General features: G+C 56.4%; 27 protein-coding genes. 12 read left to right on the top strand and 15 right to left on the bottom strand.

Features of this window, described 5'->3' with window-relative positions; genetic code table 11:
• Positions 1-138 precede the first annotated feature (138 nt).
• The 9 genes from QMN23_RS12815 to QMN23_RS12855 all read right to left on the bottom strand — a co-directional run bounded on the left by QMN23_RS12815 (position 139) and on the right by QMN23_RS12855 (position 6,222).
• A complete protein-coding gene (locus QMN23_RS12815; RefSeq protein ID WP_281999719.1) occupies positions 139-1,365 on the bottom strand; it encodes a multidrug effflux MFS transporter in 1,227 nt (408 codons plus the stop codon).
• A 172-nt stretch (positions 1,366-1,537) separates the two neighbouring features.
• A complete protein-coding gene (locus QMN23_RS12820; RefSeq protein WP_281999720.1) occupies positions 1,538-1,984 on the bottom strand; it encodes a MarR family winged helix-turn-helix transcriptional regulator in 447 nt (148 codons plus the stop codon).
• An 89-nt stretch (positions 1,985-2,073) separates the two neighbouring features.
• Positions 2,074-3,234, bottom strand: a complete 1,161-nt coding sequence (locus QMN23_RS12825) for a serine hydrolase domain-containing protein (RefSeq protein ID WP_281999721.1) — start codon at positions 3,232-3,234, stop codon at positions 2,074-2,076.
• A gap of 18 nt (positions 3,235-3,252) precedes the next feature.
• A complete protein-coding gene (locus tag QMN23_RS12830) occupies positions 3,253-3,738 on the bottom strand; it encodes a hypothetical protein (RefSeq protein ID WP_281999722.1) in 486 nt (161 codons plus the stop codon).
• The gene (locus tag QMN23_RS12835) at positions 3,735-4,205 is read right to left on the bottom strand and encodes a hypothetical protein (RefSeq protein WP_281999723.1); all 471 of its coding nucleotides are present in this window, start codon (positions 4,203-4,205) and stop codon (positions 3,735-3,737) included. Before QMN23_RS12835 ends, QMN23_RS12830 begins: the two co-directional genes overlap by 4 nt.
• A gap of 110 nt (positions 4,206-4,315) precedes the next feature.
• Positions 4,316-4,711, bottom strand: a complete 396-nt coding sequence (locus QMN23_RS12840; protein ID WP_281999724.1) for a hypothetical protein — start codon at positions 4,709-4,711, stop codon at positions 4,316-4,318.
• A gap of 49 nt (positions 4,712-4,760) precedes the next feature.
• The gene (locus tag QMN23_RS12845) at positions 4,761-5,090 is read right to left on the bottom strand and encodes a hypothetical protein (RefSeq protein ID WP_281999725.1); all 330 of its coding nucleotides are present in this window, start codon (positions 5,088-5,090) and stop codon (positions 4,761-4,763) included.
• Positions 5,087-5,692, bottom strand: coding sequence for an RNA polymerase sigma factor (locus tag QMN23_RS12850; protein ID WP_281999726.1), 606 nt, complete (start codon positions 5,690-5,692; stop codon positions 5,087-5,089). Before QMN23_RS12850 ends, QMN23_RS12845 begins: the two co-directional genes overlap by 4 nt.
• A 194-nt stretch (positions 5,693-5,886) precedes the next feature.
• Positions 5,887-6,222: a hypothetical protein gene (locus QMN23_RS12855; RefSeq protein ID WP_281999727.1), complete on the bottom strand. Its 336-nt coding sequence runs from the start codon at positions 6,220-6,222 to the stop codon at positions 5,887-5,889.
• A gap of 506 nt (positions 6,223-6,728) precedes the next feature.
• Between QMN23_RS12855 and QMN23_RS19635 the strand changes: the two genes are divergently transcribed.
• From QMN23_RS19635 to QMN23_RS12905, 11 genes are all read left to right on the top strand, one after another.
• The gene (locus QMN23_RS19635; RefSeq protein WP_348835280.1) at positions 6,729-6,962 is read left to right on the top strand and encodes a DUF5710 domain-containing protein; all 234 of its coding nucleotides are present in this window, start codon (positions 6,729-6,731) and stop codon (positions 6,960-6,962) included.
• 75 nt (positions 6,963-7,037) lie between these two features.
• Positions 7,038-7,562: a hypothetical protein gene (locus QMN23_RS12860; RefSeq protein ID WP_281999728.1), complete on the top strand. Its 525-nt coding sequence runs from the start codon at positions 7,038-7,040 to the stop codon at positions 7,560-7,562.
• A gap of 272 nt (positions 7,563-7,834) precedes the next feature.
• A complete protein-coding gene (locus QMN23_RS12865; RefSeq protein ID WP_281999729.1) occupies positions 7,835-8,809 on the top strand; it encodes a DUF4238 domain-containing protein in 975 nt (324 codons plus the stop codon).
• A gap of 144 nt (positions 8,810-8,953) precedes the next feature.
• Entirely contained in the window at positions 8,954-9,892 is a 939-nt protein-coding gene (locus tag QMN23_RS12870) for an REP-associated tyrosine transposase (RefSeq protein WP_281999730.1), read from the top strand.
• Positions 9,893-10,020: 128 nt separating this feature from the next.
• On the top strand, positions 10,021-10,569 hold the full coding sequence (locus QMN23_RS12875; protein WP_281999731.1) for a hypothetical protein: 549 nt from the start codon (positions 10,021-10,023) through the stop codon (positions 10,567-10,569).
• A gap of 196 nt (positions 10,570-10,765) precedes the next feature.
• Complete coding sequence (locus tag QMN23_RS12880; RefSeq protein WP_281999732.1) at positions 10,766-11,029, top strand: hypothetical protein; 264 nt, start codon at positions 10,766-10,768, stop codon at positions 11,027-11,029.
• A gap of 78 nt (positions 11,030-11,107) precedes the next feature.
• Positions 11,108-12,160, top strand: coding sequence for a hypothetical protein (locus QMN23_RS12885; RefSeq protein ID WP_281999733.1), 1,053 nt, complete (start codon positions 11,108-11,110; stop codon positions 12,158-12,160).
• A gap of 172 nt (positions 12,161-12,332) precedes the next feature.
• Positions 12,333-12,734: a TIR domain-containing protein gene (locus QMN23_RS12890; RefSeq protein ID WP_282003896.1), complete on the top strand. Its 402-nt coding sequence runs from the start codon at positions 12,333-12,335 to the stop codon at positions 12,732-12,734.
• A gap of 91 nt (positions 12,735-12,825) precedes the next feature.
• Complete coding sequence (locus QMN23_RS12895) at positions 12,826-13,425, top strand: hypothetical protein (RefSeq protein WP_281999734.1); 600 nt, start codon at positions 12,826-12,828, stop codon at positions 13,423-13,425.
• A gap of 81 nt (positions 13,426-13,506) precedes the next feature.
• The gene (locus QMN23_RS12900; protein WP_281999735.1) at positions 13,507-13,968 is read left to right on the top strand and encodes a hypothetical protein; all 462 of its coding nucleotides are present in this window, start codon (positions 13,507-13,509) and stop codon (positions 13,966-13,968) included.
• A 37-nt stretch (positions 13,969-14,005) separates the two neighbouring features.
• Positions 14,006-15,247 (top strand): PQQ-binding-like beta-propeller repeat protein, encoded by a 1,242-nt coding sequence (locus QMN23_RS12905; protein ID WP_281999736.1) that lies wholly within the window; start codon positions 14,006-14,008, stop codon positions 15,245-15,247.
• 172 nt (positions 15,248-15,419) lie between these two features.
• On the opposite strand, the gene lpdA is transcribed toward QMN23_RS12905, so the two are convergent.
• Positions 15,420-16,778 carry a dihydrolipoyl dehydrogenase gene (gene lpdA, locus QMN23_RS12910; protein ID WP_281999737.1) on the bottom strand — a complete coding sequence of 453 codons (1,359 nt, stop codon included), beginning with the start codon at positions 16,776-16,778 and terminating at the stop codon, positions 15,420-15,422.
• 1 nt (position 16,779) lies between these two features.
• Positions 16,780-17,232, bottom strand: coding sequence for a MarR family winged helix-turn-helix transcriptional regulator (locus QMN23_RS12915; protein ID WP_281999738.1), 453 nt, complete (start codon positions 17,230-17,232; stop codon positions 16,780-16,782).
• Between the two features lie 319 nt (positions 17,233-17,551).
• Between QMN23_RS12915 and QMN23_RS12920 the strand changes: the two genes are divergently transcribed.
• Entirely contained in the window at positions 17,552-18,901 is a 1,350-nt protein-coding gene (locus tag QMN23_RS12920) for a TAXI family TRAP transporter solute-binding subunit (RefSeq protein ID WP_281999739.1), read from the top strand.
• Positions 18,902-18,942: 41 nt separating this feature from the next.
• Here QMN23_RS12920 and QMN23_RS12925 read toward each other — a convergent pair whose 3' ends face one another.
• From QMN23_RS12925 to QMN23_RS12940, 4 genes are all read right to left on the bottom strand, one after another.
• Complete coding sequence (locus tag QMN23_RS12925; RefSeq protein ID WP_281999740.1) at positions 18,943-21,108, bottom strand: terpene cyclase/mutase family protein; 2,166 nt, start codon at positions 21,106-21,108, stop codon at positions 18,943-18,945.
• Between the two features lie 60 nt (positions 21,109-21,168).
• The gene (locus QMN23_RS12930; RefSeq protein WP_281999741.1) at positions 21,169-21,780 is read right to left on the bottom strand and encodes a TetR/AcrR family transcriptional regulator; all 612 of its coding nucleotides are present in this window, start codon (positions 21,778-21,780) and stop codon (positions 21,169-21,171) included.
• A gap of 221 nt (positions 21,781-22,001) precedes the next feature.
• Complete coding sequence (locus QMN23_RS12935; RefSeq protein ID WP_281999742.1) at positions 22,002-22,496, bottom strand: chemotaxis protein CheW; 495 nt, start codon at positions 22,494-22,496, stop codon at positions 22,002-22,004.
• A 9-nt stretch (positions 22,497-22,505) separates the two neighbouring features.
• Entirely contained in the window at positions 22,506-24,596 is a 2,091-nt protein-coding gene (locus QMN23_RS12940; RefSeq protein ID WP_281999743.1) for a methyl-accepting chemotaxis protein, read from the bottom strand.
• Positions 24,597-24,800: the final 204 nt, after the last annotated feature.

Raw genomic sequence — 24,800 nt, forward strand, 5'->3', positions numbered from 1 at the left:
CGGGCGCGGCCGCGCCAGTCGCCGACAAACGTGACGGGCACGGTGCCGAAGAAATGATACGGGGAAAAAACAGGGATCAAACGAGGTGGGCAGCAGTCAGGCGCACAAACGTGCGCCGGGATCGGCAAAGATCCCGGCCTAGGCGCCCCGCTCCGCCGGCAGCCGCTGCGCCAGCCAGCCGACCCCGCCACAGAGCGCCATGGTGACGATCATCGGCAGCGCCGTGCCGCCGGCCAGCAGATCGACCAGCACCCCCGCCGTGGCGCCGAGGGCATACTGGATCGTGCCGAGCAGCGCCGAAGCGCTCCCCGCCGCCTGATCGAAGGGGGCCAGGGCCAGGGCGGTGACGTTCGGGTAGAGCAGCCCGGTCATGCTGAGGCAGACGAAGATCAGCACCACCTGGGCCGGAAAGCCGCCGACGCCGCTCAATACCGATCCCGTCAGCAGCAGTGCCGCCACCACGTTGACGGTGAACGCCCCGTGGAGGATCCGCTGGGCGCTGAAACGGCGGAGCAGCCGGCGGTTGACCTGCGAGGCGCCGATCAGCCCGCAGGCGTTGGCGCCGAAGAAGAGGCCGAACTGCTGGGGGGTGACCCCGTGCAGCTCGATGAAGAAGAACGGTGCCCCCGAGATGTAGGCGAAGTTGATCCCGGCGACGCAGCCGAGGGCGACGGCATAGCGCCGGTAACGCCGGTGGCGGAGCAGCCGGCCGTAAATGGCGGTCATCTCGGCGAAGCCGCGCCGGCTGCGCCGCTCCGCCGGCAGCGACTCGGGCAGCCCGAGCGCCGCAGCAATGATCGAGGCAACGCCGAAGACGCCGAGAAAGCCGAAAATCCCCCGCCAGCCGGTGACCAACAGCAGTTGCCCGCCGAAGATCGGCGCCAGGATCGGCGCCGCCCCCATCACCAGCATCAACAGCGAAAACATCCGTGCCGCCTCGGCGGTATCGTAGAGATCGCGGACCACCGCCCGGGAGATCACCATCCCGGCCCCGCCCCCCACCGCCATCACCACCCGCCAGAACAACAGCCCCCCACCCGTATGGACGGTGGCGCAACCGATCGTCGAGGCGACATAGAGCGCCAGCCCCCAGAGGAGCGGCCGGCGCCGTCCCCACCGGTCGGCCAGCGGCCCGTAGAACAGCTGCCCCGCCGCCGAGCCGAACAGGAAGGCGGAGACGGAGAGCTGCACCGTGCCGAGCGGCACCCGGAGGTCCCCGGCGATCTGCGGAAAGGCCGGGAGATACATGTCGATCGACATCGAACTGAAGGCGGTCAAGGCGCCGAGGATCAGCACCATGCGGGCCAGCTGGCCGCGGGTCATTTCGGCCGGCTGAATGGCCGGCGCGGTTGTGGTCATCTCCATAAGAACACGTTACTCCCGATCGCCGGATAGGTGTTGTCTATCACTATCCGGGTAAAAACACTATAAACGAGCGCAGGCCTTCCGCACCCCACCCATAACCCGCCCCGTTACCCCTTCCCATCAAGGGAGGGGAGAGAACATGCGGCGGCAGATGATACAATTCAGGGAACCCTTACTGCTGCAGATTGCGATAGGCGCGGCGCAGCACCTCGCGGCAGATCTCCAGCTGCGCCGGCTCGATCCCCTGCTGCGCCACGGTAAGAATCTCCTGGACCAGCCCCGTCGCCTCGGCCATCAGCGCTTTTCCCTGTTCGGAGAGAAAGATCAACCGTTCCCGGGCGTCGTCCGGCCCTTGCTGCCGAACGATCAGGCCAAGCTCTTCCAGCCCGGCGGCCAGGCGTGCCATGGTCGTCTTGTCCCGCGAGGTCTTCTCGGCGAGAACGCCCTGCGGAAGGCCGTCATGTGCCCACAGCTGGACGAGGAAGGCATACTGATCGGCGGTGATCGGAAAATCGTGTTGCGCGAAAGCGGCACTGATCCGTCGCAGGAGTAGCCGGGAGAAGCGGCTCGTCAGGTGACCGAGTGATTGTTCGAGGTTGTAGCCGGAGGATGAGCGCATAACTAGTTGTACAATACAACTATATTGTCGGCGAGTCAACTACGATGAAGCGCAAACCACCGTCATGAACGCACCGCGAGATAACGCCGTCAGTCGCCGCCGGCCGGCGCCGGGGCGCCACCGTTGGCGATGATCGCCGCCCGGGCGTTCAGCAGCGCATCGACAACCCGCGGGAGACGGTCGCGGAGGAAAAAGATGCCGTAAAGGCCGCTCTGCCGGTCGATCCAGGGATAGGTGCCGAAGGCGCCGGGGCTCGATACCAGGGTGCACCGACCGGCAGGGTCCCACTGCTCGCACCAGTTGCCAAGCGCATACTGCATGCCGGGGCGCACGCCCCGCGGCAGGTAAGCCAGCGGCTTGCCGAGAGTCTGGACGGTCTCCAGCGCATCTACCGCCGCTGGCGACAGGATGCGCCGGCCGGCGAAGCTCCCGCCCTGGGCGAGCATGGTCAGAAAGCGCAGGTAATCGTCCGCCGTCGTCACCGCGCCACCTTGCAGCAGCGGATTGAGGGTCTCGGCCGGCGTAACGCCGTGGTTCGGCAGGTGTTCCCAAGAGGTCTGCGTCATCCCGAGCGGCCGGGCGAGCCGCTCGGCGAACAGCTCCGCCCAGCGCTTGCCGGTGACCGCCTCGACCAGAGCCCCAGCCACCTGGAAGCCGGGGCCGCCGTATCTGAAGACCTGGCCGGGCGGGTCTTCCAGCGGCCGCGCCGCTATTTCCGCCGCCGACTGGGCCAGGGTCATCCGCGGGTCCTGTCTGATGTCGAACCGCGATTGCAGGCTGCCGGTCCCGGCTGTCTGGGCCAGCAGTTCGCGGACGGTGATCTGGCCGGCCGGGCCGCGGAACTCGGGCAGGATGTTCCCGATCGGCCCGTCCAGCGTCAGCTTCCCTTCGTCGACGACGGTCATCACCAGCGCCGCCGTCAGCCACTTGGAAGCGGAGGCGACGGGATACCGGGTTGCCGGGCCGATATCCCCCACGTCGATCCGGTACATTTGCCGGCCGTCCCGCATAACGATTGCCGTCACCCCCGGCACACCCATCCCGACGATGCGTTCCAGCTCGGCACGCACCGCGGCGGGCACCGCTTCCCCGCCGCTGACGACCGCCGTGCGGGACGCCTCCTTCGCCCGGGCAGCCTGAAGCTGGTGCCGCACAAGGCGCAGGCACCCCGAAAGGAGAGCCGCCGCCACGAGAAGCACCACCAAGTAGCCGTAACGCCGGACAACAACCGACCTCCAACCGGTATCCATGAAAGCCCCTCCGTTCCGCTAGAACCGCGCCGTCTCGCGGCCGCTCACCCGACGCGCGGTCTCCTTCGCCTGCGCCAGCTCGTCGCGGGAAACGGCACCGTCATGATTGGCATCGAGAGCGGCAAAACGCTTGGTCATCACCGCCTGCCATTCACCGCCATCGAGCGAGCCGTTCCGGTCGCTATCGGCCGCCGTGAACAGCTGGTCGGCCGACTGCTGCCACATTCTCCGCGCCGCTGCAAACTCCTGACGGGAAATGGCGCCATCACGGTTGGCATCGAGGGCAGCGAACCGCTTGGTCATCAGGGCATGCCACTCGGCCCCGCTGATCAGGCCGTCGTGATCGGCATCGGCCCGGGCAAAGAGCAGCTCGGCCGGCCGTTGCCAGGCCAGTGCCGGCACTGCCGACAGCCCCGGGATAAGCAGCAGGAGGGCAATCACCACCCGCCCCACCGGCCCGGGTTCACGCCGGCGGGAGAACCACCGCCTCCCGAACGGGGTCATTGGGCGCCCCCGCTCGTGGTGACCTCTTTCGTCCAGGTTTTAGTTACCGGGTCCCACTGCCCCTGGACGTTGCGAGTGGCCGAATTCCCCTCCCGGCCGGTAACGGTCGTGCTGCGGTTATAGCCGTTGTCCGTCCGGCTCGTCGTCGAGCTGCGGCTGGCGTTCTGGCCGCCGGCACCGGTAGCGGTCACGTTTTTCGTCCAGGTTTTGCTCGCCGGGTTCCATTGGCCCTGGGCGTTACGGCTGGCGGTATTTCCCCGGGGGCCGGCATAGGTGGTATCCCGGGTGTAACCGCCGCTGTTCGCGCTGCCGGCGATAGTTCGGGAAGATGTCCTGCCGCCGGCAAACGTCCGGTTCACCTTGCGCTGCCAGGCCATCGACTCCGGCGGAAGCGCCAGGAACGCCAGCGCCAGCAGTGCCACCGACGCATTACGGAAAGAACGGGGGGAGTAGCTTGTCTGTCTCATGGTCGTGCTCCTTTGAATGGTGATTTCCCCATCGGTCGGCCGAACCGGCCGCCTCGTTCTCCTTAATCGCCGGCCGGCGGCGAAAGGTTACACCGGCAGACAAAAAAATTTCAGCGCCCCGTTGTGTTGTCGCGGACGCTCCAGCGCGCCGTCAGCTTTTCATAGAGTGCGTCGAGCTTCGCCCCCTGCGCCGGGGACAGATCGGCCTTCATCCGCGCCATCCCGGCGGCGATGATCCGGCTCGTCTCGGGCCGGTTGCGTCGCCGCAGCTCCTGGAGCTGGGCCTGGGTTTCGCGGACGATTTGGCCGACCTCGGCCTGCTGCGCCCCGGACAATTCCAGCTCGCGGGTCAGTTTCTTCATCACCAGCCTGGTCATGGCCGGCGGCCCCTCCTCGACGATTGACTGGACCGCGTGTCGCACGTAAAGACCGGTGCCGGCCGCGCCGACGCCGACGCCGGCAAGAAACACCAGGGAGATACCGCACCAAAGCCGCCATTTCTTCATTGTGCCACCTCAGGAACGTAGTAACCGTTTCGCCGCCGGGTCGCCACCACTACAGCGGGACGATCAGCGATGCGGCAATCCCCGCCGGATCGTCGAGGAAGAGCCTTGCCGCCAGCCGCTCGGGGGTAATCCCCCGGCTCAGGGCATACACCGACAGGATAAGGGCAAACGTACCGGCAGCGGCGGCAAAGCGCCAGACCGCCCGCTGAACGAACGCCGGCCATTCCGCCTCTCCCCCGGGCAAGGCCTCGCGGCGCAGCCGGGCCATCACCCGCCCCTCCCAGCCGCCGCCCGGGCTGATCGCCGGCCGCGCCCGATGCGCCGCCACCAGCGTCTCTTCAATCATCGTGATCCGTTCCTTGTCTTGTGCCATCGTCATCCCCCTTCCTCCAGCATCGCCACGATCCGTCGCCGCATTTTCTCCCGCGACCGATGGGCCCGCACCTTTACGGATATCACACTCCAGCCGAGCAGCGCCGCCGCTTCCTTCACCGGCAGTCCCTCCAGATGCACCAGGGTGAGGACCATCCGATCCTCGGCGGAGAGCCCGGCCAGCGCCCACTGCAGCACCTCCCTGGCCTCCCGGCGCATTTCCGCGCCGGCGAACGCACCACGCGCCCGGTCGGCCAGCACCCCGTCCACCCAGGCAAGGTGGTCCTCGGTGAGCGCACTCATCGGCACTTCCCGATTCCGGTACCGTTCCCGCCAGTAGTCATAGCAGCGATGAACCGCAATGCCGGCCAGCCATTTCTTGAACGAGGTCCGGACGTCGAAGCCGGCCAGCGACCGGTAGGCGTCGACAAACACCTCGTGCGCCAGGTCCTCCACCGCCTCGGGCGGAACGTTGCCGGAGACGATCTTGAAGACGTAGCCGCGGTACCTTGCGAGGAGCAGCGCGAAATCGTCCGGCCGACCGGCGAGAATACCGCTGATTATTTCATGGTCTCCGGTTTCGTCACCGACCACGTCAACGCTCCGCATCTGGAATAGCCGGTGCCGCGGCCGGTCTGCCGGCGGCACCGTCATAGAGTATATATCGCAGCAGCGGGGAAAAGGTTACAGGGTGATGAATAAATTGTTGGAAGTGAGCAGAGCGGCGGGGAAAGAGCATGAAAGAGCAGGGAAAGACGCTCCTCCCGGCATTGTTGTCTCGACAGGCTTGGCGTGGGAGCCGCCTATTTCATTCCCGGCATCGCCGCCGGCGGCGAGGTATTGAGCATGATCTGGAATGCCTCTTTCTTCGAGAACCCCTGTTTGAGCAGCGCAGTGTAGAGATTCTTCTTGAAAGCGGCCAGTTTCGCCGCGGTTTCCGGCTTTTCGGCGCTTTTCAGCTGGGCGTCGATCATCGCCTCCGTCATCTTCCCCATCATCGGCACCATCGCCCCGAGCGACATCTCCATCAGCTGCTGCATCTCCTCGGGCGACGGCTGCTTGCTCTCCTCCGCCGGCTCGGCGGCAAGGCTGGTCGCGGCCATTGTCAAAAAAAGCACGGTTACGAGGAATTTTTTCATCCGGTGGTCTCCTTGAGGTGGTAGTGATCTGCCCTACCCTCATAGCACACAACACCGCCGCCCGGAAAGTGCTATTGTCAGCGGGCTCCGGCGGTTTCCCTAAAAGTTACTACATATAGTAACTTTTTAAAAATACGTGCGAAATTTTGACAATTTTCTTTGTCTGCGGCGGAATATTTGGTAATGGATAGTTAAAGGCAGCTTAGTGAGGCTGGGGTGATGATCGGTGATCGCACTTCGGGATCGGACACGAAGGGGTAATCGCCGGGAGCCACCGCCGGTAGAGGCCGCTGCCGGGTTTCTCGTTGCAGTCAGTCGCAGGCAATGAAACCGGCCTCCTTAGGCAGGTCGGATGGGCTGGAGGCAAATAGCATCCTGACCGGGCACTTTGGTTGGGACGATATTGGCAAGTTTATCGGCAGCACTGCACTGGGGGAGAATGGCCAAAATCCATCGTTCGCACGCTCCGGCGTGGGAACACAGCCTTGAACGCTCTGCGTTTTTCAATGCCGCATGATGGAGCCGCCGTGTCGCGAGACCGCGCCGAGGCGAAGGCGGCTGGTAGCCGTTGGAATCCTGAAAAGAAACTCTGGTACGTCAGTTGCGGCAATGTCATTGGGACAGCGCTGGAAAAGTATATAGATATAGATGGTTTTGATAAGTGGCAAAAAACCAGTTTCCATATAAATGTATATAGCTACGCACCATATAGATGTAGATGGATCTATATACATCCATAAAGTTCTATATACATGTAGACAGAACACACTAACCGGTGATTTACGAGTTATACAAATAAAGGAGAAGCTAAATAAATGACTGCAAGAGAAGAACATCCAGTTTGGGGTGTATATGACTTGTATCGGACTGCAAAACTGAATGTTAAGTATTACACCTGCAAGCTCAGCAGAGTCGAATCTGCAAATTTCTATATGGAGGTTGTTTTACTGATTACCGCTCCATCTTCAGCAATTGCTGGACTGTGGTTTTGGGAAACACCTATGGGACAGCAGATGTGGAAGTATTTAGGAATTGCCTCTGCAATTATTGCCGTTATAAAACCTGCCCTGTCTTTAACAAAAAAAATCAAGAAATATGAAGAAGTACTGTCGGGTTACAAAGGCCTTGAACATGATTTGTTTGAGATCAAGGAATTGATCGCACAGAAGCAGAAATATGACAAAGAAATGCAAAATGACTTAAAAAAAGCGATTAAAAGGAAAGGCATTTTAGTAAATAAAGAACCAGGAGAGAAGATTGATAAAAAGCTTATAGCCTGCTGTCAAAGGGAGGTAGATACCGAGTTACCAGCAGAAAAATTTTATATTCCGGAGGATTGAAATGAAACGTGATTCAGACAAACCAAGACAGCCTTCCCAGCCTACTCCCAAGCCGACACCAACCCCACGACCGACACCACCAGCTTCTACGCCTGGGAAAGAGATAAAAAAGGATTCGCCGTCACCGCAGCACCGTGTTGATCCCATTGAGCCTTGGAAACGGTGATAGTATAACCATCGGCACGACCGGCCCTTGAAACCCGGGCCGGTCAGCCTCTGCCCCGTTGGCCGGAAGAAATGAAGAACTAGGATAAGTGAGATGGTTTAGAGATATGCCAAGCGATCATTACGTTTCACAGACATATTTGAGAAGTTTCACCGATAGCAATGGTGATATATTCCCATATTACAAAAGCGGAAATGTCATTGTAGGTAAAACTAAAAAGACTAAATCGGTATGCTGTGAAATTAACGGCGACACAAACGAATATTTCGACAATGTCAGGATATTGGATGACTATCTGAGAATATTTGAAAATGTTTGGAATAAGAATATTGAAAGCTTGGAAAAAGGCATAATTGATATCCAAATCAAATTTGAACTAGCAGGTTACATATCATATCTCAAGAATTGTAATCCTACAGCAAAACGATTAGGCCAAAGGTCGATATCTGGCATATTAAAACCTGTTGCTGACAATATGCTTCGACGCGAACAAGGCAAAATAAAAGATTACAGTGAATTAGATTTGGCTGATATTAAGAGGTGTCTGGAAACGTGGGGGCTGAAGGTTGAAGTTGATAAAATGTTCTCTCACGCGATAGGCATTGAAATTCTTACCGACATGGCGACGAATCTATGCCGATATCCTTGGCTTATTATGCGAAATGAAACAGATATTCCCTTTATTACCAGCGACAATCCTGCTGTGATGTATTTCCATAACGACAATGTTCAATTCGGCGAGACTGTTGTCCCGCTAACACCACGTCTAGCCATTCTAATTTCTCCTACTGACGGACAGACCGATGTTGAATTGGACGATGTTCTAAAGGCAGGGAACCCTCATGATCGATTCGGGCTTGTTAAACCTAAATATGTTAAGGAGTTCAACAAGCTTATTATCAAATGTGCTGAAAAAACAGTGCTGCATAGTTGCAGGGTGGAATGGTTGGAAAAGCTAGTCAACAAATATCGTAATTGGCAAATGGAAACGCTGACAGATACCCTTGTGACTTCAAAAGAAGTTTGTGTCATTAACCGACCTCGGCCGGTTGAGATAAGCAAAAAGCTGAAGAAAAGCTGAAGGGTCAGAAGAAAAGCTGAAGAAGAAAAGCTGAAGGGTCAGGTCTACATTCTACACGAAGCTACGAAAAAAGCTGAAGGGTCAGGTCTACATTCTACACGAAGCTACAGTTAGTCGACTCTGTCAAAGTCCCAGGAGAGAGCGATGGCACGGCCATTACGAATCGAGTACCCTGGAGCTTATTACCATGTAACGTCGCGTGGGAATGAGCGGAAGGATATATTCAAAAGCCGGAGGGATCGGGAGAAGTTTCTTGACTATCTGTCATCGGCGACGGAGCGATACGGAGCGGCAGTTCATGCATATTGCCTGATGAGCAACCATTATCACCTGTTACTGGAGACGCCGGAGGGAAACCTCTCCGAGATCATGCGGCATATCAACGGGGCATACACGACCTACTTTAATATCAAGAGAAAGAGATCAGGGCATCTGTTTCAGGGGAGATACAAGGCGATACTTATCGAGGCCGATGAATACTTGGTGGAGCTTTCGCGCTACATACACTTGAATCCCGTGAAGGCCGGAATGGTTGAAAAGCCAGAGCAACACAAGTGGTCCAGCTATCAGGGCTTCACAGGACAATGCAAAGCGCCGGAATGGCTTAAGACAGGCTTTATTTGGGGCTGTTTCGCAACGAAAGAGGCGGTCGCGCAGAAAAAGTACCGGGGCTTTGTCGAAGATATGAGTGGCAAAGAATACGAAAGCCCGCTCACAGGGACAATCGGCTCATCAATATTGGGAAGCCCTGGCTTTGTGGACGAAATTTCGTCGACACACTTAAAGGGGAAGAAAGATACGAATATTCCGGCGCTCAGGCAATTTATCAGCAGGCCGACACCGGAAGAAATACTTGTCGCGGCAAAAGCCGGATTTGCCGATAACGAGAAACTGGCGCGTCAAGTAGGCATCCACCTATGTCATAAATTTAGTGGGTTGAAGCTCAGGGAAATAGGAGATTTGTTCGATGTGCGAGATACGGCAATTAGTGAAGCGAACAGAAGGATTGTCCGGAAATTGGCGGCGGACGGAGAGTTGAGGAAAAAGGTTGAAAGGATAAAGAGTAGACTGGATAAAGTGTAGAATGTAGACCTGACCCTTGAGATGACCTTAGAATGTAGACCTGACCCTTGAGATGACCTATTGCCAACCCTTAGACGCGGACGGCTGACGCCGCCGGTCAAGGCCGCGCCCGTTATACGGATAAAAAAATGACCAACAAAAACTCTCAACCAAAATGGAATGACCCAATTACCCTCGCTACAATCGTAATCGCTGCTGCAACAGTGATTAATGTTGGCGCTGCACTTTGGGTGAGCATCAAAACAAGTGAGTACACTGAAATCACTAAAAACATCTATAACGCGTCAAATCGCCCCTATATTGGTATTGAATCATTTGAAGTTAACAAAGATGACAACAAACACATATTAATAAATGTACACTACAAGAACTTCGGGACTGTCCCTGCCAGCAATGTTAAAGTTAATTACGACATGCTATTAGATGGCAATCCTGGCAATCACTCCAATATTGAACTTGATGACAGTAAATCTAATTTATTTCCTCAATCCATACATAACATTCGGTTGAAAACTGGCTCTTATTATGACGATATTATAAGTGGTAAACATAAACTTGATGTTGTTATTGATATCAAATACCGAGGAGCCACAAAAGACATCTATGAAGTAAATGAAAGATGGAGATATGATCCTAATCACAATCATTTTCATCATGTAGACGCTTCGACCAAGTAATATATGAATATGCCAAAGGTGCAAGAAGTATCGTTGCGGCGACACAGATTACAGTCAGTTATCTGCGAACCCGTTAAATAATGAAGATTTGCTGTGGAAGCAAATAAAAGGGCAATGTTCAACATGCGCCAAGACCGGCCTAAAACCGCCGGTCAGGCTTATGACGTTATGCGAGAATATATATGAAGAGGCAAAGATGAAAATCACAACGAGATCGAGAACAATCCTGCTTGTGATTGCTGTTGTTCTGAGCCCAATAGTTGGTGTCTTATCAAATTATATTTGGTATTTCTTCCACGCAGTAATCCTTGGATGGGGCGACAGTTGCCCTGACTGGTACTTCAAAATTCAAGATAAAGTCCAAAATGGAATCTTCATTGCCTCCGCTGTCGGCACCGTAGTAGGGCTTCAGTACTGGTATAGCATCAAGAACAGACAGAGAGAAAAAGAGGGCGCATAACCAGAGCCTTTGACGCCGACCGGGACTAAGAAACGCCCCGGTGCGGGTCAAGGCCCACCCCGTTGTGCAGGAAATAAAATGAGAACTATCACAATAGAGGACCTGACAGCCGTTTCCTATCTTGATACCAAGAACCTTGGCAATCGAACCGTCAACTTGATGCCGCTTTGGGATGGCGAACGTTGGCACTTATGGCTGCCAACACCAAATGGATTGATAAACACAATGCCAATTGATGCACTTCAGATAGATTATGTTGCAAGGCAGCCAGCACGTGAATCTGACCTTTTCATCCCTTTTGTGGATCTAATGTGGCAACGAGCCAGCTGGCCAGAGATCTGCCCCTTAATATCTGCTATCTGTGATGATTTTCACAATATGGGAACTTCTTTAGCAAAATTAAGGCTGTTTTTCGATTCTCGGCACGGAGTTGATAGCGGATTTACGTCGAATTTTGCCGTAACGGAGGTTGAATATCTAATAATACTGGCAAGAACAATATTTGATCTCTTACAGGAAACCATTTCTCGAATGTGGTCGAAGTACGTTCAACTTACTGACGTAGAGGCAGAGAGTCGCCGACGTGGACGTAGCATTCCAGAAACGTTCTCAAAGTTGGTTCTAAAGGAAAAGAAATTTTTGAAGACAGCATCTGAAATTGAACTTCAATATGGCATTCCACATGTGATAGCTGTCCAATATGAAAGAAGTGCTGGATTTTTTGCTGAGCTAAGAAACATCCGTGATCGTATAGTACATGGTGGCAGTGGGATGATAACAATCTTCGACACTGATAAGGGGTTTTGTGTTTCGCCAAATGACGAACCCTTTAGCAAATTTGGTGGTTGGAATGACTCTCACAAGTACAATGAGAATATCGTTTCAATACTTCCTTGGATAGCAAGCATAGTAGTTAACACTATAGAATCGTGTAATAATCTCATGTCAGCTTTTGCTTCTACTATTATGTTTCCCCCTGAGGTAGCACCAGGATATCGCGTTTTCGTCAGAGGACCAGCAACTAAGCACTTGTATGAAGTCCTTGAAATCTTCAACGGCAGAAGCCCATGGTGGGAGGCTACGTCGAGAGAAGAGACTGAAATGCAAGGCACTGAGCCTTCACAAAAGTAAGGAATAGACTTAGGATTCAAAGCACAACAAGCGGCGACAGCGGTCTCCGCTGACACTCCGCCGCTGGCGCCTTTAGACGTCTATAATCTATACACGGATTGAGAGCTATCTCGGTTATCTTAATCAAGCAGCACCGTTAGCTTTCAATCCACGCGCTTCGGGGAAAGTATTCATTGGACATGGGCGGTCTCCCCTATGGCGCGAGTTAAAGGACTTCCTATCCGACAGGCTTGGTCTCGCCTGGGATGAATTTAATAGAGAAGCAGTGGCCGGATTTACAACTTTTGAAAGACTGTCTCAAATGCTTGCTGAAGCTAAATTCGCTTTTCTAATCATGACTGCTGAGGATGAACACATGGATCAGGCGCTTCACGCACGTGAGAATGTGGTTCATGAAGTTGGTCTATTTCAAGGAAGCCTGGGACCGAAAAGAGCCATTATTCTCCTCGAAGATGGCTGCTCAGAGTTTTCAAACATTATAGGTCTTTCGCAAATAAGGTTCCCGAGAGGTCACATTTCTGCTGCATTCGAGAAAATTCGAAGGGTACTAGAGCGAGAAGGCATCATCGAATAATTAGTAAATTGCCAACTAGCGGCACGACCAGCCTGCCCGAAAAGACTGGGCTAACTGGTCAGCCTTATGACGTTGAGCCATAGGAGAAATCATGAAAATCTTAAATAGACTGATTTTATTTTTATCATGCACACTAATTCTTACCGGATGTGCAGCTATGTTTGTTCCTGAGACAAAAGATCCTTACAAAAAACTAGCTTGGGCGAAAGAACTAGTTAACAATCAGGATCGCCCTCTGCCGGCTGAAAGACTGATTAGGGAGGCGATTACTATTTTTGAAACAGAAAATAACCCCGTTGGGATAGCTGATGCCTATACGGAATATGCAGAGTTCTTCAAATATCCAGGCTCACCAAAGTGGGAGCCACTTTATCGACGTGATGGGTTCCTTGATAAAACAGCTACATATGACAACAGATATGAAAAGACGATGGAGTATTATGGGAAGGCCAAAGAAATCTATCTTAAGAACAATCGGCATGACCGCCTGACGGATGTTTCACTTAATATTGGCACGATGTTGCATTTTCTAAAGAAGGATGAGCTAGCTTGCCAAGCGTTCAGCGATTCGCTTGAGAATTATCATAGCTACACGGCAGAAAATCCAAATTCAAAAGCCGAGATACCACAAGGTTTCAGCAGCTATGACGACTTCATTGGCAACCGTAAGAAAGTTTCTAACTGCAAGTAGGCTCAACACTCGGCGGCACTCAGTCGGCATGGATAAATCCCCACGCCGCTGGTGCGCCTCATTGCCGTTATGCGAGGAAATATGATCAGAAAAATAATTATCGCAATTCCGGCATTAATCCTTCTGATGACAGGGTGTACTGCAAATTACTACGTAACACCAGATGAATTTGCAAACCAGATCGCGGAGAAGCAATATATGACGGAAAACCCGACCGGTTTTTATGTTGTTTCACCGCTCGCATCTCTATTTTTCAATCATAAGTATGGCGCAAATAATATAGGGAAAATATTATGTCGAGATAAGGATGGAAACCTTTTATATCTGTATCCAGATCGCAATACCCAGTTAGAGCTAACGTCAAAGTCCACAAAAGACGTAATTAAAATGTATTTTGACACGGTATTTTTCGACGGCAACAAGTTGGTTGGCTTACGTTCACGCTTAGTCCCCGGTATGACAAGAGAAATAGCTTTAGCTGATATTGAAAAAATAGAAATTTACTCAGAATTTCCGCGAACTGAAAAGTTTGACTCGAAATAATTTCTATCGTTCCCACACTGGATCATGGGAACTATGGATGAATAAGAATAATACTCTGAAACCCGGCACCATTGAAAGGAAACACATGCCCCCAAAGATTCAGGGAAAGTTCTTGTTGTTGTGCATTGGGCTGTTACTTCTGGTCTGCAATGGCTGCGGTTCGCAAGCGGATCAATCGAGTGGGGATGAATGGCTGCTGGCACCTGAGTGGGTCACCTATCAAGGTAACGCCAGCCACACCGGTTATGTTGCCGTTACACTGGATTCCACAATATTTCGCGAGGCTTGGGTAGCAACCGTTTGGAGCGGCACTCCGCTCAACCCGGTGACCGCGGGTGACGGCAAGGTGTTCGTCTCGACCAATTCCTATTTCGGTAAACAACTCCTCGCGGTACTGGATGCAAATACCGGAGACATCAAGTGGTCGTACGACTTTGGTGCGATCCACTCGGTGAACCCTCCTGCCTACAGTAACGGCCGGGTCTATGTAACAACCGGCGGGCAGTCTGACTCTTTTGTGTGGTGTTTCAGCGCCGATTCAGGAGACCCGTTGTTCCGCAGTGTCTACGGCAACCAATGGTCTCACTATTTTGCCCCGACCATTGTGAATGACGCGCTCTATATGGCGGGTGGCTATTACGACGGCGCTTATCGATTCAATGCAATCAACGGGGATCAGATCTGGTCCGCTTCGCTCAACCAGTACGATCAGTGGACTCCGGCGGTTCGTGACGGCCTGGTGTATGCTTATACCGGCAGCTATAGTCCTAAGGTCAGCGTACTGAAAGCCGCTGACGGATCGGTGGCCTATGAAATCCCCGATCCAAACTTCACCTGGAACGGCTGGAGCATGAATAGTGCGCCGGTCCTCGGTTCCCAGAACGATCTGTTGGCCACCCAGAACAACCGGCTGATTTCATTCGACCTGCAAGGACGGGTCATCAGGTGGGAGCGGACCGGAACCTACACGGGGAATGTAACGACGGACAACGGGGTTTTATACGTTATCAACAACAGCCAAATTGAGGCCCGGGCGGAAAATGACGGCTCGCTGCTGTGGATGTGGATCGCTCCGGACGGCGTTCCAACCGGGAACAGCATCGTCACGAAAAATCTTCTCTTCGTCAGTACGGATGCAACGACCTATGCCGTAGACCTGCGTACACACGACCAGGTATGGTCATATCCCAAAGGCGGACAGCTTGCGCTCAGCAAACAAGGCCTTTTGCTCATATCCGGCCAGGATGGGACAGTTGCGGCTATCGCCGTGAAACCTTGAGAAATACAGCATAACCATGGGGCAGATGCTTCTGCGAGGGAGAATGTTCCAACTCTCGCGTGGACCCGGGCGCGATGAATCTGCGCCGGTCACGCTCATACCCGTTGGTTATTCCTCCTGAAGGTTACGAAATCACCCTCCAGCTTCTCAGCCGGGGTTTCCCGGCTGGAAGCTAGTTGAAATGACGCACGGCCGTGGCGATATTTTTCGAATGTGTCGGATGAACATGTACCGTGTTCCCGATCTGCCCCACGGTCAGACGGTTTTCCACTGCCAATGCCATTTCATGGATCATTTCCGTCGCCGCCTCGCCGATAATGATCGCCCCGCTTACAACATTGGAATCCTTCTCGACGAACAGCTTGACGAATGCGGGTTCGACCTTGTCCACCACGGAACGGCCATTTGGCACTATGGGCATCGTGAATGCCCCGATGCCGGCGGTTGTTTCGTTCACGCCTACCGCTGCAACCTCCGGAGAACAGAAAGCAACGCGCGGAACGGCGGATTCTTCCAGGGGGAGGCTGTTTGACGATTGCATATTATGAGCGAGCACGGCGGCTTCCTTTTCAGCCGCATGGGCCAGCATCAAGCCCCCGATAGAGTCGCCCACCGCGTAGATATGAGGGACATTTGTCTGCATAAAAGCGTTTACGCTGATAGCTCCCCCTTCAGTCTTCACCCCTGCTGCTGCCAGATTCAGGCCGTTAATGTTCGGCCGGCGCCCTATCCCGACCAGGACCTTGTCGACCGTATCGGTTTCATTGCTGTTGCTGTATTCAACGTTAACCTTGCCGTTTCCAACAGCTAACTTCTTGATCGCGGTCCCGGTTTTAACCCTGATGCCCTGCGCCGCAAACGACTCTTCAAGCTTTTGCCCGGCCTCCCGGTCTTCCCGTGGCAACAAGGATTCTTGAGCTTCCGCCAGGATAACCTCGCTGCCGAACGTATGGTACAGGGTGGCAAACTCGCAGCCGATCGCCCCGCCGCCGATAATCAGCAGCTTTTCCGGAAGCGCCTTGTTCTGCAATATCTGGTCGCTCGACAGGATGTACTCGCCGTCGAAGGGCGCAAAGGGAAGTTCGACGGGGTGCGAACCGGTGGCAATGACGATCTGCTCGCCGACGATCAGCTCGGTGCCGCCATCCGCTTTAGTGACGCGTACTTCGTGGGGCGACCCGAATGCCCCTCTACCGCGGAATACGGAAATTTCAGCCCCGTCAATCATCCCCTGCACCGCAGCGCGGAGTTTGTCGAGGTCTTCGTCGGTCACCGCACGAAGCCGGCTCAAATCAACCGGAGGGAGCGAGAAATCCAGACCGTATCTGGCGCCCTGCTTGGCGTAGCGGTAGGCCGTGGCAGCCTTCAGCAGAGATTTGGTCGGCATGCACCCCCGATTCAGACAGACACCGCCAAGGCTGTCCTGCTCATCCTGAATCAGCGCCACCGTTTTCCCCTGTTGTCTCATCAAAAAAGCGGTATTCATGCCGCCGGGGCCGCCCCCGATAACCACAATGTCATAGTTCTTCATGCTATTTCTCCTCTGGTGATGTGTCCGGATTCTTCAAAGCACGTATGGCGTTGTCGATGAGTTGGTGCAGTGTTTCCTGCTCTTTCGCGGACATTCCCGAAGTCATCCGGGCGATCACTTCATCCCGCTTTTCCTGGAGTGCGGCAACGGACGGCCGTGTTTGTTCGGTCAGGTAAATGCGGGCTTGGCGCTTGTCCTGATCGCATGCTGTTCGGGTGATAAGGCCGTCCCTTTCCATGCGCCGCAAAGTATTCGCCATGGTGGGTTGTTCCACTTGAATTTTTTCACAAAGCTCGGTTTGCGTCTGGCCTCCCTGCTCCCCCAGGCAGCAGAGCACGGGAAGCTGCCCCTGCGTCACGCTATATGGTTTCATTTTTTCGTTTAATTCGACGATCAGCAGCCTGGCCAGATATTGCAGCTTGTAGCACAAGTCTTTATCTACTTTGGTTTCCATGGGTCACCCCCAATTAGATAGCGCGCTATGCAAAATACATAGCGGGCTATCTAACGTCAAGCAAATATTTTCAAATGCCCCACGCCACGGGCAGCCCCCCGCAAACCGCGGAATCCGCGCCACCACCTCACCCCGGCTGCGCATTCGAGCGCCTCAAGCCGGTTTACGCCGGTCAACCGTAGATTAGACACCTCAGGAAAGAAGACTCTTCGCTGCTATCGGATTCACATGTGATGTGGAAGGCAGTATAATCGGTTCAACAGCGAGGCATCCACCGCCCATCGAACCACCCCGCCATACCGGGGAGAGCAGGAACGTAATGAAGGAGAACATCAAGATACTGGCTGCCATGAGACCGTTTGCGCGCTTCACCCGCATCTCCCTGCGCGATCTGGTCGTGACCGTCCTGCCGGTCCTGCTGGTGACCGCCATCGGGATTGGCGCCGCCTACTGGCTCATGCGCCCGGCGCCGCCGAACACCCTCACCATCACCGCCGGCCCGACCGGAAGCACCTTTCAGCTCTACGCCAAGAAGTACCAGAAAGTCCTGGCGCAGAAGGGGATCAAGCTGAAGATCCTCCCCTCCAACGGCTCGCTGGAGAACCTGGACCGGCTGCTCGATCCCGCCGCCAAGGTCGACGTCGGCTTCGTCCAGGGGGGACTGGCCAAGGGAAGGCAGGTCGACCGGCTGTTCTCCCTCGGCAGCGTCTTTCACGAACCGCTGGCGCTGTTCTATCGCTCGGCCAAACCGCTCACCCTGATTTCGCAACTGGCGGGCAAGCGCCTGGCAATCGGCCCGGAAGGGAGCGGCACCCGGGCCGTGGCCCTGGAACTGCTCAAGGCGAACGGCATCGGCCCCGACAATGCCACGCTGCTCGACCTGAGCGGCGAGGCCGCTGCCTGGGGGCTGGTCGACGGCACGGTCGATGCCGCGTTTCTGATGGGGGATTCGGCAACCCCCGGCGACATGCGGAGCCTCATCTGGACACCCGGGGTCCACCTCTACGATTTTGTCCAGGCGGAGGCCTACTCGCGGCGTTACCCCTATCTGAACCAGTTGGTCATTCCGATGGGGGCGCTGGATTTCGGCCAGAATATCCCCGGGGCCGACGTCCACCTGCTGGCGCCGACGGTTGAACTGGTGGCCCGCGACACCCTCCACCCCGCCCTTTCCGACCTCTTGATCGAGGCGGCCAAAGAGGTCCACGGCCGCGCCACCCTGCTGCAGAGCGCCGGCGAGTTTCCCGCGCCGGTGGAGCACGAGTACCGTCTCAGCGACGACGCCAAACGGTACTACACCTCCGGCAAGAAGTTTCTCTACCGCTCTCTCCCCTTCTGGCTGGCAACCCTCGTGGATCGGTTCCTCGTGCTGTTCGTCCCGGTCGTCGTGCTGTTCATCCCGGGCCTGAAGCTGGTCCCGGCGCTCTACAGCTGGCGAATCCGCTCCCGCATCTACCGCTGGTACGGGCTGTTGATCTCGATCGAACGGACGCTCCTCGCGCAGCAGTCGGCCGAAGAGCGGACGGAAACCCTCCGCCGGCTTGACGAGATCGAAGCCGGGGTCAACGGGATGAAGATCCCGCTGGCCTACGCCGATCAGTTCTATGTGCTCCGCGATCACATCCGTTTCGTCCGCGAGCGCTATGCAAAGGAGAGCGCGGCAGGTTGATGCTCGTCCCCCGGCACACTGCGGCTCGATCATGATGGCCGTCAGTGCCCGACAGCACCTTCACGTGCCCGGAACGGGGCAAGGTGCCTGTCGCGAACCGCTTCCTGGACCGTTTTGAGACCAGCTCTCTGCCTGGCGTAGACAGCCAGCGCCCAGACGGGGAAAAACAGGCTATAGCCATAATAACGCAGGTAAAACACCCGCGGAAAGCCGGTGCCGGTGAAATGTTTCTCGTCCCAGCCGTCATGGTATGCCTCCGTGAGATAGCGAATCCCCCCGCCGACCGCGCCGTGGGCCCACTGGCCCGCCGCCATCAGCGCCAGAAGCGCCCAGGCGGTCTGGGAAGCGGTGCTGGCCCCGCTGCCCGCCAGCGACGCATCGTTGTAACTGGCACACGTTTCGCCCCAGCCCCCATCGCTGTTCTGGCATGAAACCAGCCACTGCACGGCCTTTGCGACATAGGGGCTCCGCATATCCTCCCCGGCTTGCTGCAACCCGGAAAGAACCGACCAAGTGCCATAGATGTAGTTCACGCCCCAGCGCCCGAACCAGCCGCCGAACGGCTCCTGCTCCTTTTTCAGGAATTCGATCCCCCTGGCGATCGGAGTATAATCCGGGCCATAACCGAGCATCCCGAGCATTTCTATGCACCTGCCGGTCACGTCGGCCGTGCTGGGATCGAGCAGCGCCCCATGGTCGGCAAACGGGATGTCGTTGAGATAGAGATGATTGTTGTCGACATCGAAAGCCCCCCAGCCGCCGTCGGAGCTTTGCATCGCCAGTACCCACTCCACCGCCGTGGCGATCTTACCGGCGTATTCCGGCCGCTCGAGCGCTCCGGCACGAAAGAGGCTCATCAGCACCTTTGACGTATCGTCGACGTCAGGGTAGAGCGAGTTTTCGTACTGAAAGGCCCACCCCCCGCACGCCACGGCGGGACGCTTGTCGGCCCAATCGCCCGGGGTGGTGATTTGGCGGCTGAAAAGCCATGCCATGGTCTTGTCGGGCGAATACCGTCCGGCAGCAGCGGTTCCCGCCTCGGACAAGGCAGTGAGGCTCAGGCAGGTATCCCAGACGGGAGAGTTGCAGGGCTGACAGAAGGTGAAGTCCCGCTTTTCGGCCGATTCATGCCGTGAACCCGGCTGCAGTTCAGGCGCGGCGGAAGACCTGTCGAGCGAGAAACAGCCACTGTCGTCGCCCCGAGAGAACGGCGCGCCGTCCTGCAGCCTTTTGTGGACGAGCAGGTTGTCGATTGCCATCAGGCCGCGGCGATAGTCGGGGTCGCCCTCGTCGTACCCCAGCGCCTTGAGAGCCATGACCGCATTGGCCATGGCCGGATAGATGGCGCCGATGCCGCCGTCGCCCTGCATCCTGCTTCTCGTCCATTGCTCCGCCTCAGCCAGGGCGCGGTTTCTGATCCGGTCGGGCACCAGCCGGATGGTCCTCTTGAGGAGCCTATCCACGACGATGAAGGCATTCTTGCGCCAGCTGTCGTGCCGAAAGCGGTCCAGGTGGCCCAGCATATCCGGCGGCGTCGTAAAGAGTTCGGCAATCCCCTCGTCATGGCGCAAGCGACAAACAGGCTGCTTATGGTACAGGATCAGCAACGGCACAATGACCGTGCGGGACCAATAGGAAACCTTGCCGAGGTGGATGAAGAACCACCTGGGCACCAACATCAGTTCAACCGGCATGGCCGGTGGGGTATGCCACGGCACCTGGCCGAAAAGTGCCAGGGTGATCCTGGTGAAGATATTGGCCTTTGCCGCCCCGCCAAGCGCCAGAATCAGCAGCCGGGCCCTGACCATGTAAGGGGCCCTCTTGTCGTGACCCAACAGCTTCAGGGCAAAGTACGCCTTGACACTCGCGCTGATGTCCGTATCGCCATCGACGGCGTACAGAGGCCAGCCGCCATCGGGGAGCTGCCGTTCCAGCAGGTATGTGGCAATGTTCGCGGCGAGCGTCGGGTCGGGTTCGCGGCCGATGAAGCGCAGTAACATCACGTATTCCGCGGGGATGGTGACATCTGCCTCCAGGTCGAATACCCAGTGTCCGTCCTCCCGCTGCCGGGAGGCGAGCAGGGCGGCCGCGTTTTTCAACACGGCGGCCAGGTACGGAATATCGGCCTTGTTCGTGGCCTTGTTCGCGGCGAAATGCGCATTTCCGCCATCGATTACTCTCAATACAGGGTTGGATGACTTTTCCATAACCTATCCAATAACAATAGTAATTTAAATTAACATCGTTAAGCTGTTAGGCAAAAAAACTCAGGGGCGCAGCCCCCTGAAGAACGCATCCAGGAAAATTTCCGCCATCACCTCCGGATCCGGCATCGGAAAATCTTTGGTAAAGATGATGCTGGAGATCAGGCCGTGGGTCGCGCTCCAGAGTACAATTGAAAGCGTAGCGCTATCGGCGGAGCGAAATGCGCCGTCTGTGATGCAATCATCAATCACCTCGCAGACGATTCTCCAGCTCCGAAGCGCCATGGTGTCGCGGCTGGCGAACTCCTCGGGTTTGCCGTAGAGCTGCGGGTTGGAGAAGAAAACCACCTTGTACAGTTCGGGGTTGGCCAGACTGTCGCGGATGTAGCACAGCATGATTTCCCGCAGGGTCTGTTCCGGCGAAATCCCCTGCTTGCGGATTTCCGCGTAGTGCTGATTCAACGAGGCATAGAGGTTTTCGCAGATATGGAAGAGCAGATCGTCCTTGTCGCGGAAGTAAAGGTAGATGGCCGTCGGGGAGTGGTCAATCGACGCCGCAAGCTTGCGCATCGAAAAATTGGCGTACCCCTCCCGGGCGAAGAGGGTCAGCGCCGCAGCCAGGATCTCCGCCTTGAACTCTTCTTTATGTTTTTGCCGCCGCTCTTTGACGCCCACACTTAACACCGTTAACTTTAGTGTTCAACTCTTAGCACAGCAGTCCGCCGGTTTCAACCTCTTTCCGCTCCCAGTCCTCGGGGGAATATAAACGTGCCCGAGAGGCAACGGTGGCCCAGATTACGAAACAGTGCCCGCGGCTCGTCCCCGAAGATAAAAAAATGGCGCCCCGGCCAATCCGGGGCGCCATCGGCGCAAACAACTACCAGCTAATACCGCTGTCAGGCCGCTGCCGAATCCGCATTCGCCAGGTCGACCAGCTCGGCGGCCCCGAACAGCCGGTCAATGTCCAGAATCATCAGGAACGAGTCGCCGTGGCGCCCCATTCCCTTCATGAAGGAGGTATCGAGACTCGTTCCGATCTTCGGGGCCGGCTCCATACTCTCGGGCGCCAGCTCGAACACCTCCTGGACCGAGTCGGTCAGCATTCCCAGCACGAGCGTGCCGTCATCGGTGTCCACCTCGACGACGATAATACAGGTACTGACGGATCGCGTCGTTTCGGTCATGCCGAACTTGAGCCGGAGATCGATCACCGGTACGACGCTGCCGCGCAGGTTGATCACCCCGCGCATGAAATCGGGCGTTTGCGGAACGCGGGTGATGGTGGTCCACTCCAGAATTTCCCGTACCTTGCTGACTTCCACGGCGAAGATTTCCTCCGCCAGGGCGAATGTCAGGTACGGACGGATCTCTGTTATCCCGGCAACGGTCATGGCGGCCTCCTAGTAGGTGTCGAATTCTTCGTCCAGCTGATCGCTGCCCATGTTCAGGTTAACGCCGCCGACCGCCGCAGCCTTCTTCGGCGCTTCCGGGTGATAGCCGTTGGCATGATTGTGACTCAGCAGGGGCAGATCGGACTTTTTCTTGCCGCCGGAGCGGCGGACGCCGCCAGCCGCCCGACTTGCCGCCGTCCGCTCGTCGATCCTGAAGAACGAGATGGTATCCTGCAGCTGCTCCGCCTGGCTCGCCAGCTCCTCGGAGGTCGAGGCCATCTCTTCGCTGGAGCTGGCATTCTGCTGAATCACCTGGTCGAGCTGCTGGATCGCCTTGTTGATCTGTTCCGCACCCGTATCCTGCTCCCGGCAGGCCGCGCTGATTTCCTGGACAAGCTCGGCGGTCCGCTGGATGTCGGGAACAATCCTCGCCAGCATCTCCCCGGCCTTCTCCGCCACCTGGACGCTGGAGGCGGACAGGTCGCTGATCTCGCCGGCCGCTTTCTGGCTCCGTTCGGCCAGCTTCCTGACCTCGGCGGCAACCACCGCGAATCCCTTGCCGTGTTCGCCGGCCCGGGCCGCCTCGATGGCGGCATTGAGGGCCAGCAGGTTCGTCTGGCGGGCGATCTCCTCGATGATCGAAATCTTGGAGGCGATCTCCTTCATGGCCTCGACGGTCTCGGTCACCGCAGCGCCGCCATCCTTGGCATCCACGGCACTCTTCAGGGCGATCTTCTCGGTCTGGGCTGCGTTATCGGCATTTTGCCGGATGTTGGAGCTCATCTGTTCCATGCTGCTCGACGCCTCTTCCGCCGCTGCCGCCTGCTCGGCGGCCCCCTGGCTCATCTCCTCGGAACTGGCGGAAATCTGCTGGCTGCCGGCGGCGACGTTGTCGGCGGCCCCCTTGACGTCGGCGACCACTTCGGAGAGCTTCTTGACCATGGCGGACAAGGCCTTCATCAGGTCGTCCTTGGCGGAGCGCTCGGTGAGCGTCACGGTCAGGTCGCCGCCGGCAACCTGTTGCGCCGCCTTGACAATGCTGTTGGTCGCCTCGATGAGCGTATTGAGGTTCTGCGTGATCAGGTTGTACTGCCCCTTGGACACCTTGGTAATGGCCGGCGGCATATCCCCCTTGCTGATCCGGTCCACGTAATCGGCAGTGAGCATGAGCGGATCGACGATATTGGTCACGGTATCGTTGACCCCTTGCACCAGTGTCTGCCAGCCGCCCGAGAACAGGGCGGCGTTGGCCCGCTGGTCGAGTTCGCCGTCGGCCGCCGCCTTGATGAGGATCTCCAACTGCTCCCGGAAACTCTGCAGCTTCGCCACCATGTTCTGCATCGCCGCCAATAGTTGGCCGGTCTCGTCCTTGCTGCACGCTTCAATGGTAACCGACATGTCCCCTTCGGCAAGCTTGTTCGCCACCTCCACCGCTTCGCGCAGCGGCCGGCTGATGATCCGGGAGAGGATAATCCCCAGCCCGATCGCGATGGCCATACCGATGACCAGAATGATGCCGGTCAGCGTCACCGCTTGCTTGGCGGCGGCGGTATTGTCATCCGACTTCTTGCTCGCCAGGTCGATTTTGAGGTCCGCCAATTTCTGGATCGCGTCGGACACGGCCCGGGCAGTTCCCGCCACCGCCTCGCTCTGCATGTAGCTCACCGCCTCGCTTTTCTTCCCGGCGATAGCCAGGGCGACGATCCGGTCGAGATCGGGATCGAACTTGGCCAGCTGGGCCTTGATCTCCACATAGGCTTTTTTGGTCTCTTCGGATTTGAGGGACTTTTCGATCTGCGGCAGGTTGTCATCGATACCCTTTTTGATCTCCTTGATCTTGGCGGCGAATTTCGCCCTGTTCTCCGCGTTGTCCTCCAGAGCGATATCGCGGTAATTGACCCTGATGCGCTGGAACGCCACCGCCGTCTCGAGGATCGGCCCCATCGGCTTGGTGTTCAGTTCGTACATGGCGGTATCGGCCTCTTCGATCGCCTTGATCTTAACGATCCCGATTGCGCCGATGATCCCGGCGACGATGGCGACCAGAATGAATCCCGTCAAAAGCTTCGCGGAAATCTTCATGTCAAAGTACCATTGCATAACATACCTCCTCAGGTAGTGACCGCGCATCAGGCGCGGTTCGGTAGGGCAGCCCCCTACCCAGTCTTGGCAAACCACGACAATTCAACAAACCTATAAGTCGTATCGGCCGGGCCGAAACCGGTTACATCAGGATTTCCGCACAGTGTTGTTCGTAATTCCCGGTAATACATAACGGGATTAAGGAGCAGGAAAGGTGGTGGG

The sequence above is a fragment of the Geotalea uraniireducens genome (genome assembly GCF_027943965.1).
Lineage (GTDB): Bacteria > Desulfobacterota > Desulfuromonadia > Geobacterales > Geobacteraceae > Geobacter > Geobacter uraniireducens.

What these genes read in the sequence shown, in the direction of transcription:
- QMN23_RS12815 (WP_281999719.1), bottom strand. Translation starts at nt 1,365, where the DNA reads ATGGAGATGACCACAACCGCGCCGGCCATTCAGCCGGCCGAAATGACC.
- QMN23_RS12820 (WP_281999720.1), bottom strand. Translation starts at nt 1,984, where the DNA reads ATGCGCTCATCCTCCGGCTACAACCTCGAACAATCACTCGGTCACCTG.
- QMN23_RS12825 (WP_281999721.1), bottom strand. Translation starts at nt 3,234, where the DNA reads ATGGATACCGGTTGGAGGTCGGTTGTTGTCCGGCGTTACGGCTACTTG.
- QMN23_RS12830 (WP_281999722.1), bottom strand. Translation starts at nt 3,738, where the DNA reads ATGACCCCGTTCGGGAGGCGGTGGTTCTCCCGCCGGCGTGAACCCGGG.
- QMN23_RS12835 (WP_281999723.1), bottom strand. Translation starts at nt 4,205, where the DNA reads ATGAGACAGACAAGCTACTCCCCCCGTTCTTTCCGTAATGCGTCGGTG.
- QMN23_RS12840 (WP_281999724.1), bottom strand. Translation starts at nt 4,711, where the DNA reads ATGAAGAAATGGCGGCTTTGGTGCGGTATCTCCCTGGTGTTTCTTGCC.
- QMN23_RS12845 (WP_281999725.1), bottom strand. Translation starts at nt 5,090, where the DNA reads ATGACGATGGCACAAGACAAGGAACGGATCACGATGATTGAAGAGACG.
- QMN23_RS12850 (WP_281999726.1), bottom strand. Translation starts at nt 5,692, where the DNA reads ATGCGGAGCGTTGACGTGGTCGGTGACGAAACCGGAGACCATGAAATA.
- QMN23_RS12855 (WP_281999727.1), bottom strand. Translation starts at nt 6,222, where the DNA reads ATGAAAAAATTCCTCGTAACCGTGCTTTTTTTGACAATGGCCGCGACC.
- QMN23_RS19635 (WP_348835280.1), top strand. Translation starts at nt 6,729, where the DNA reads ATGCCGCATGATGGAGCCGCCGTGTCGCGAGACCGCGCCGAGGCGAAG.
- QMN23_RS12860 (WP_281999728.1), top strand. Translation starts at nt 7,038, where the DNA reads ATGACTGCAAGAGAAGAACATCCAGTTTGGGGTGTATATGACTTGTAT.
- QMN23_RS12865 (WP_281999729.1), top strand. Translation starts at nt 7,835, where the DNA reads ATGCCAAGCGATCATTACGTTTCACAGACATATTTGAGAAGTTTCACC.
- QMN23_RS12870 (WP_281999730.1), top strand. Translation starts at nt 8,954, where the DNA reads ATGGCACGGCCATTACGAATCGAGTACCCTGGAGCTTATTACCATGTA.
- QMN23_RS12875 (WP_281999731.1), top strand. Translation starts at nt 10,021, where the DNA reads ATGACCAACAAAAACTCTCAACCAAAATGGAATGACCCAATTACCCTC.
- QMN23_RS12880 (WP_281999732.1), top strand. Translation starts at nt 10,766, where the DNA reads ATGAAAATCACAACGAGATCGAGAACAATCCTGCTTGTGATTGCTGTT.
- QMN23_RS12885 (WP_281999733.1), top strand. Translation starts at nt 11,108, where the DNA reads ATGAGAACTATCACAATAGAGGACCTGACAGCCGTTTCCTATCTTGAT.
- QMN23_RS12895 (WP_281999734.1), top strand. Translation starts at nt 12,826, where the DNA reads ATGAAAATCTTAAATAGACTGATTTTATTTTTATCATGCACACTAATT.
- QMN23_RS12900 (WP_281999735.1), top strand. Translation starts at nt 13,507, where the DNA reads ATGATCAGAAAAATAATTATCGCAATTCCGGCATTAATCCTTCTGATG.
- QMN23_RS12905 (WP_281999736.1), top strand. Translation starts at nt 14,006, where the DNA reads ATGAATAAGAATAATACTCTGAAACCCGGCACCATTGAAAGGAAACAC.
- lpdA (WP_281999737.1), bottom strand. Translation starts at nt 16,778, where the DNA reads ATGAAGAACTATGACATTGTGGTTATCGGGGGCGGCCCCGGCGGCATG.
- QMN23_RS12915 (WP_281999738.1), bottom strand. Translation starts at nt 17,232, where the DNA reads ATGGAAACCAAAGTAGATAAAGACTTGTGCTACAAGCTGCAATATCTG.
- QMN23_RS12920 (WP_281999739.1), top strand. Translation starts at nt 17,552, where the DNA reads ATGAAGGAGAACATCAAGATACTGGCTGCCATGAGACCGTTTGCGCGC.
- QMN23_RS12925 (WP_281999740.1), bottom strand. Translation starts at nt 21,108, where the DNA reads ATGGAAAAGTCATCCAACCCTGTATTGAGAGTAATCGATGGCGGAAAT.
- QMN23_RS12935 (WP_281999742.1), bottom strand. Translation starts at nt 22,496, where the DNA reads ATGACCGTTGCCGGGATAACAGAGATCCGTCCGTACCTGACATTCGCC.
- QMN23_RS12940 (WP_281999743.1), bottom strand. Translation starts at nt 24,596, where the DNA reads ATGCAATGGTACTTTGACATGAAGATTTCCGCGAAGCTTTTGACGGGA.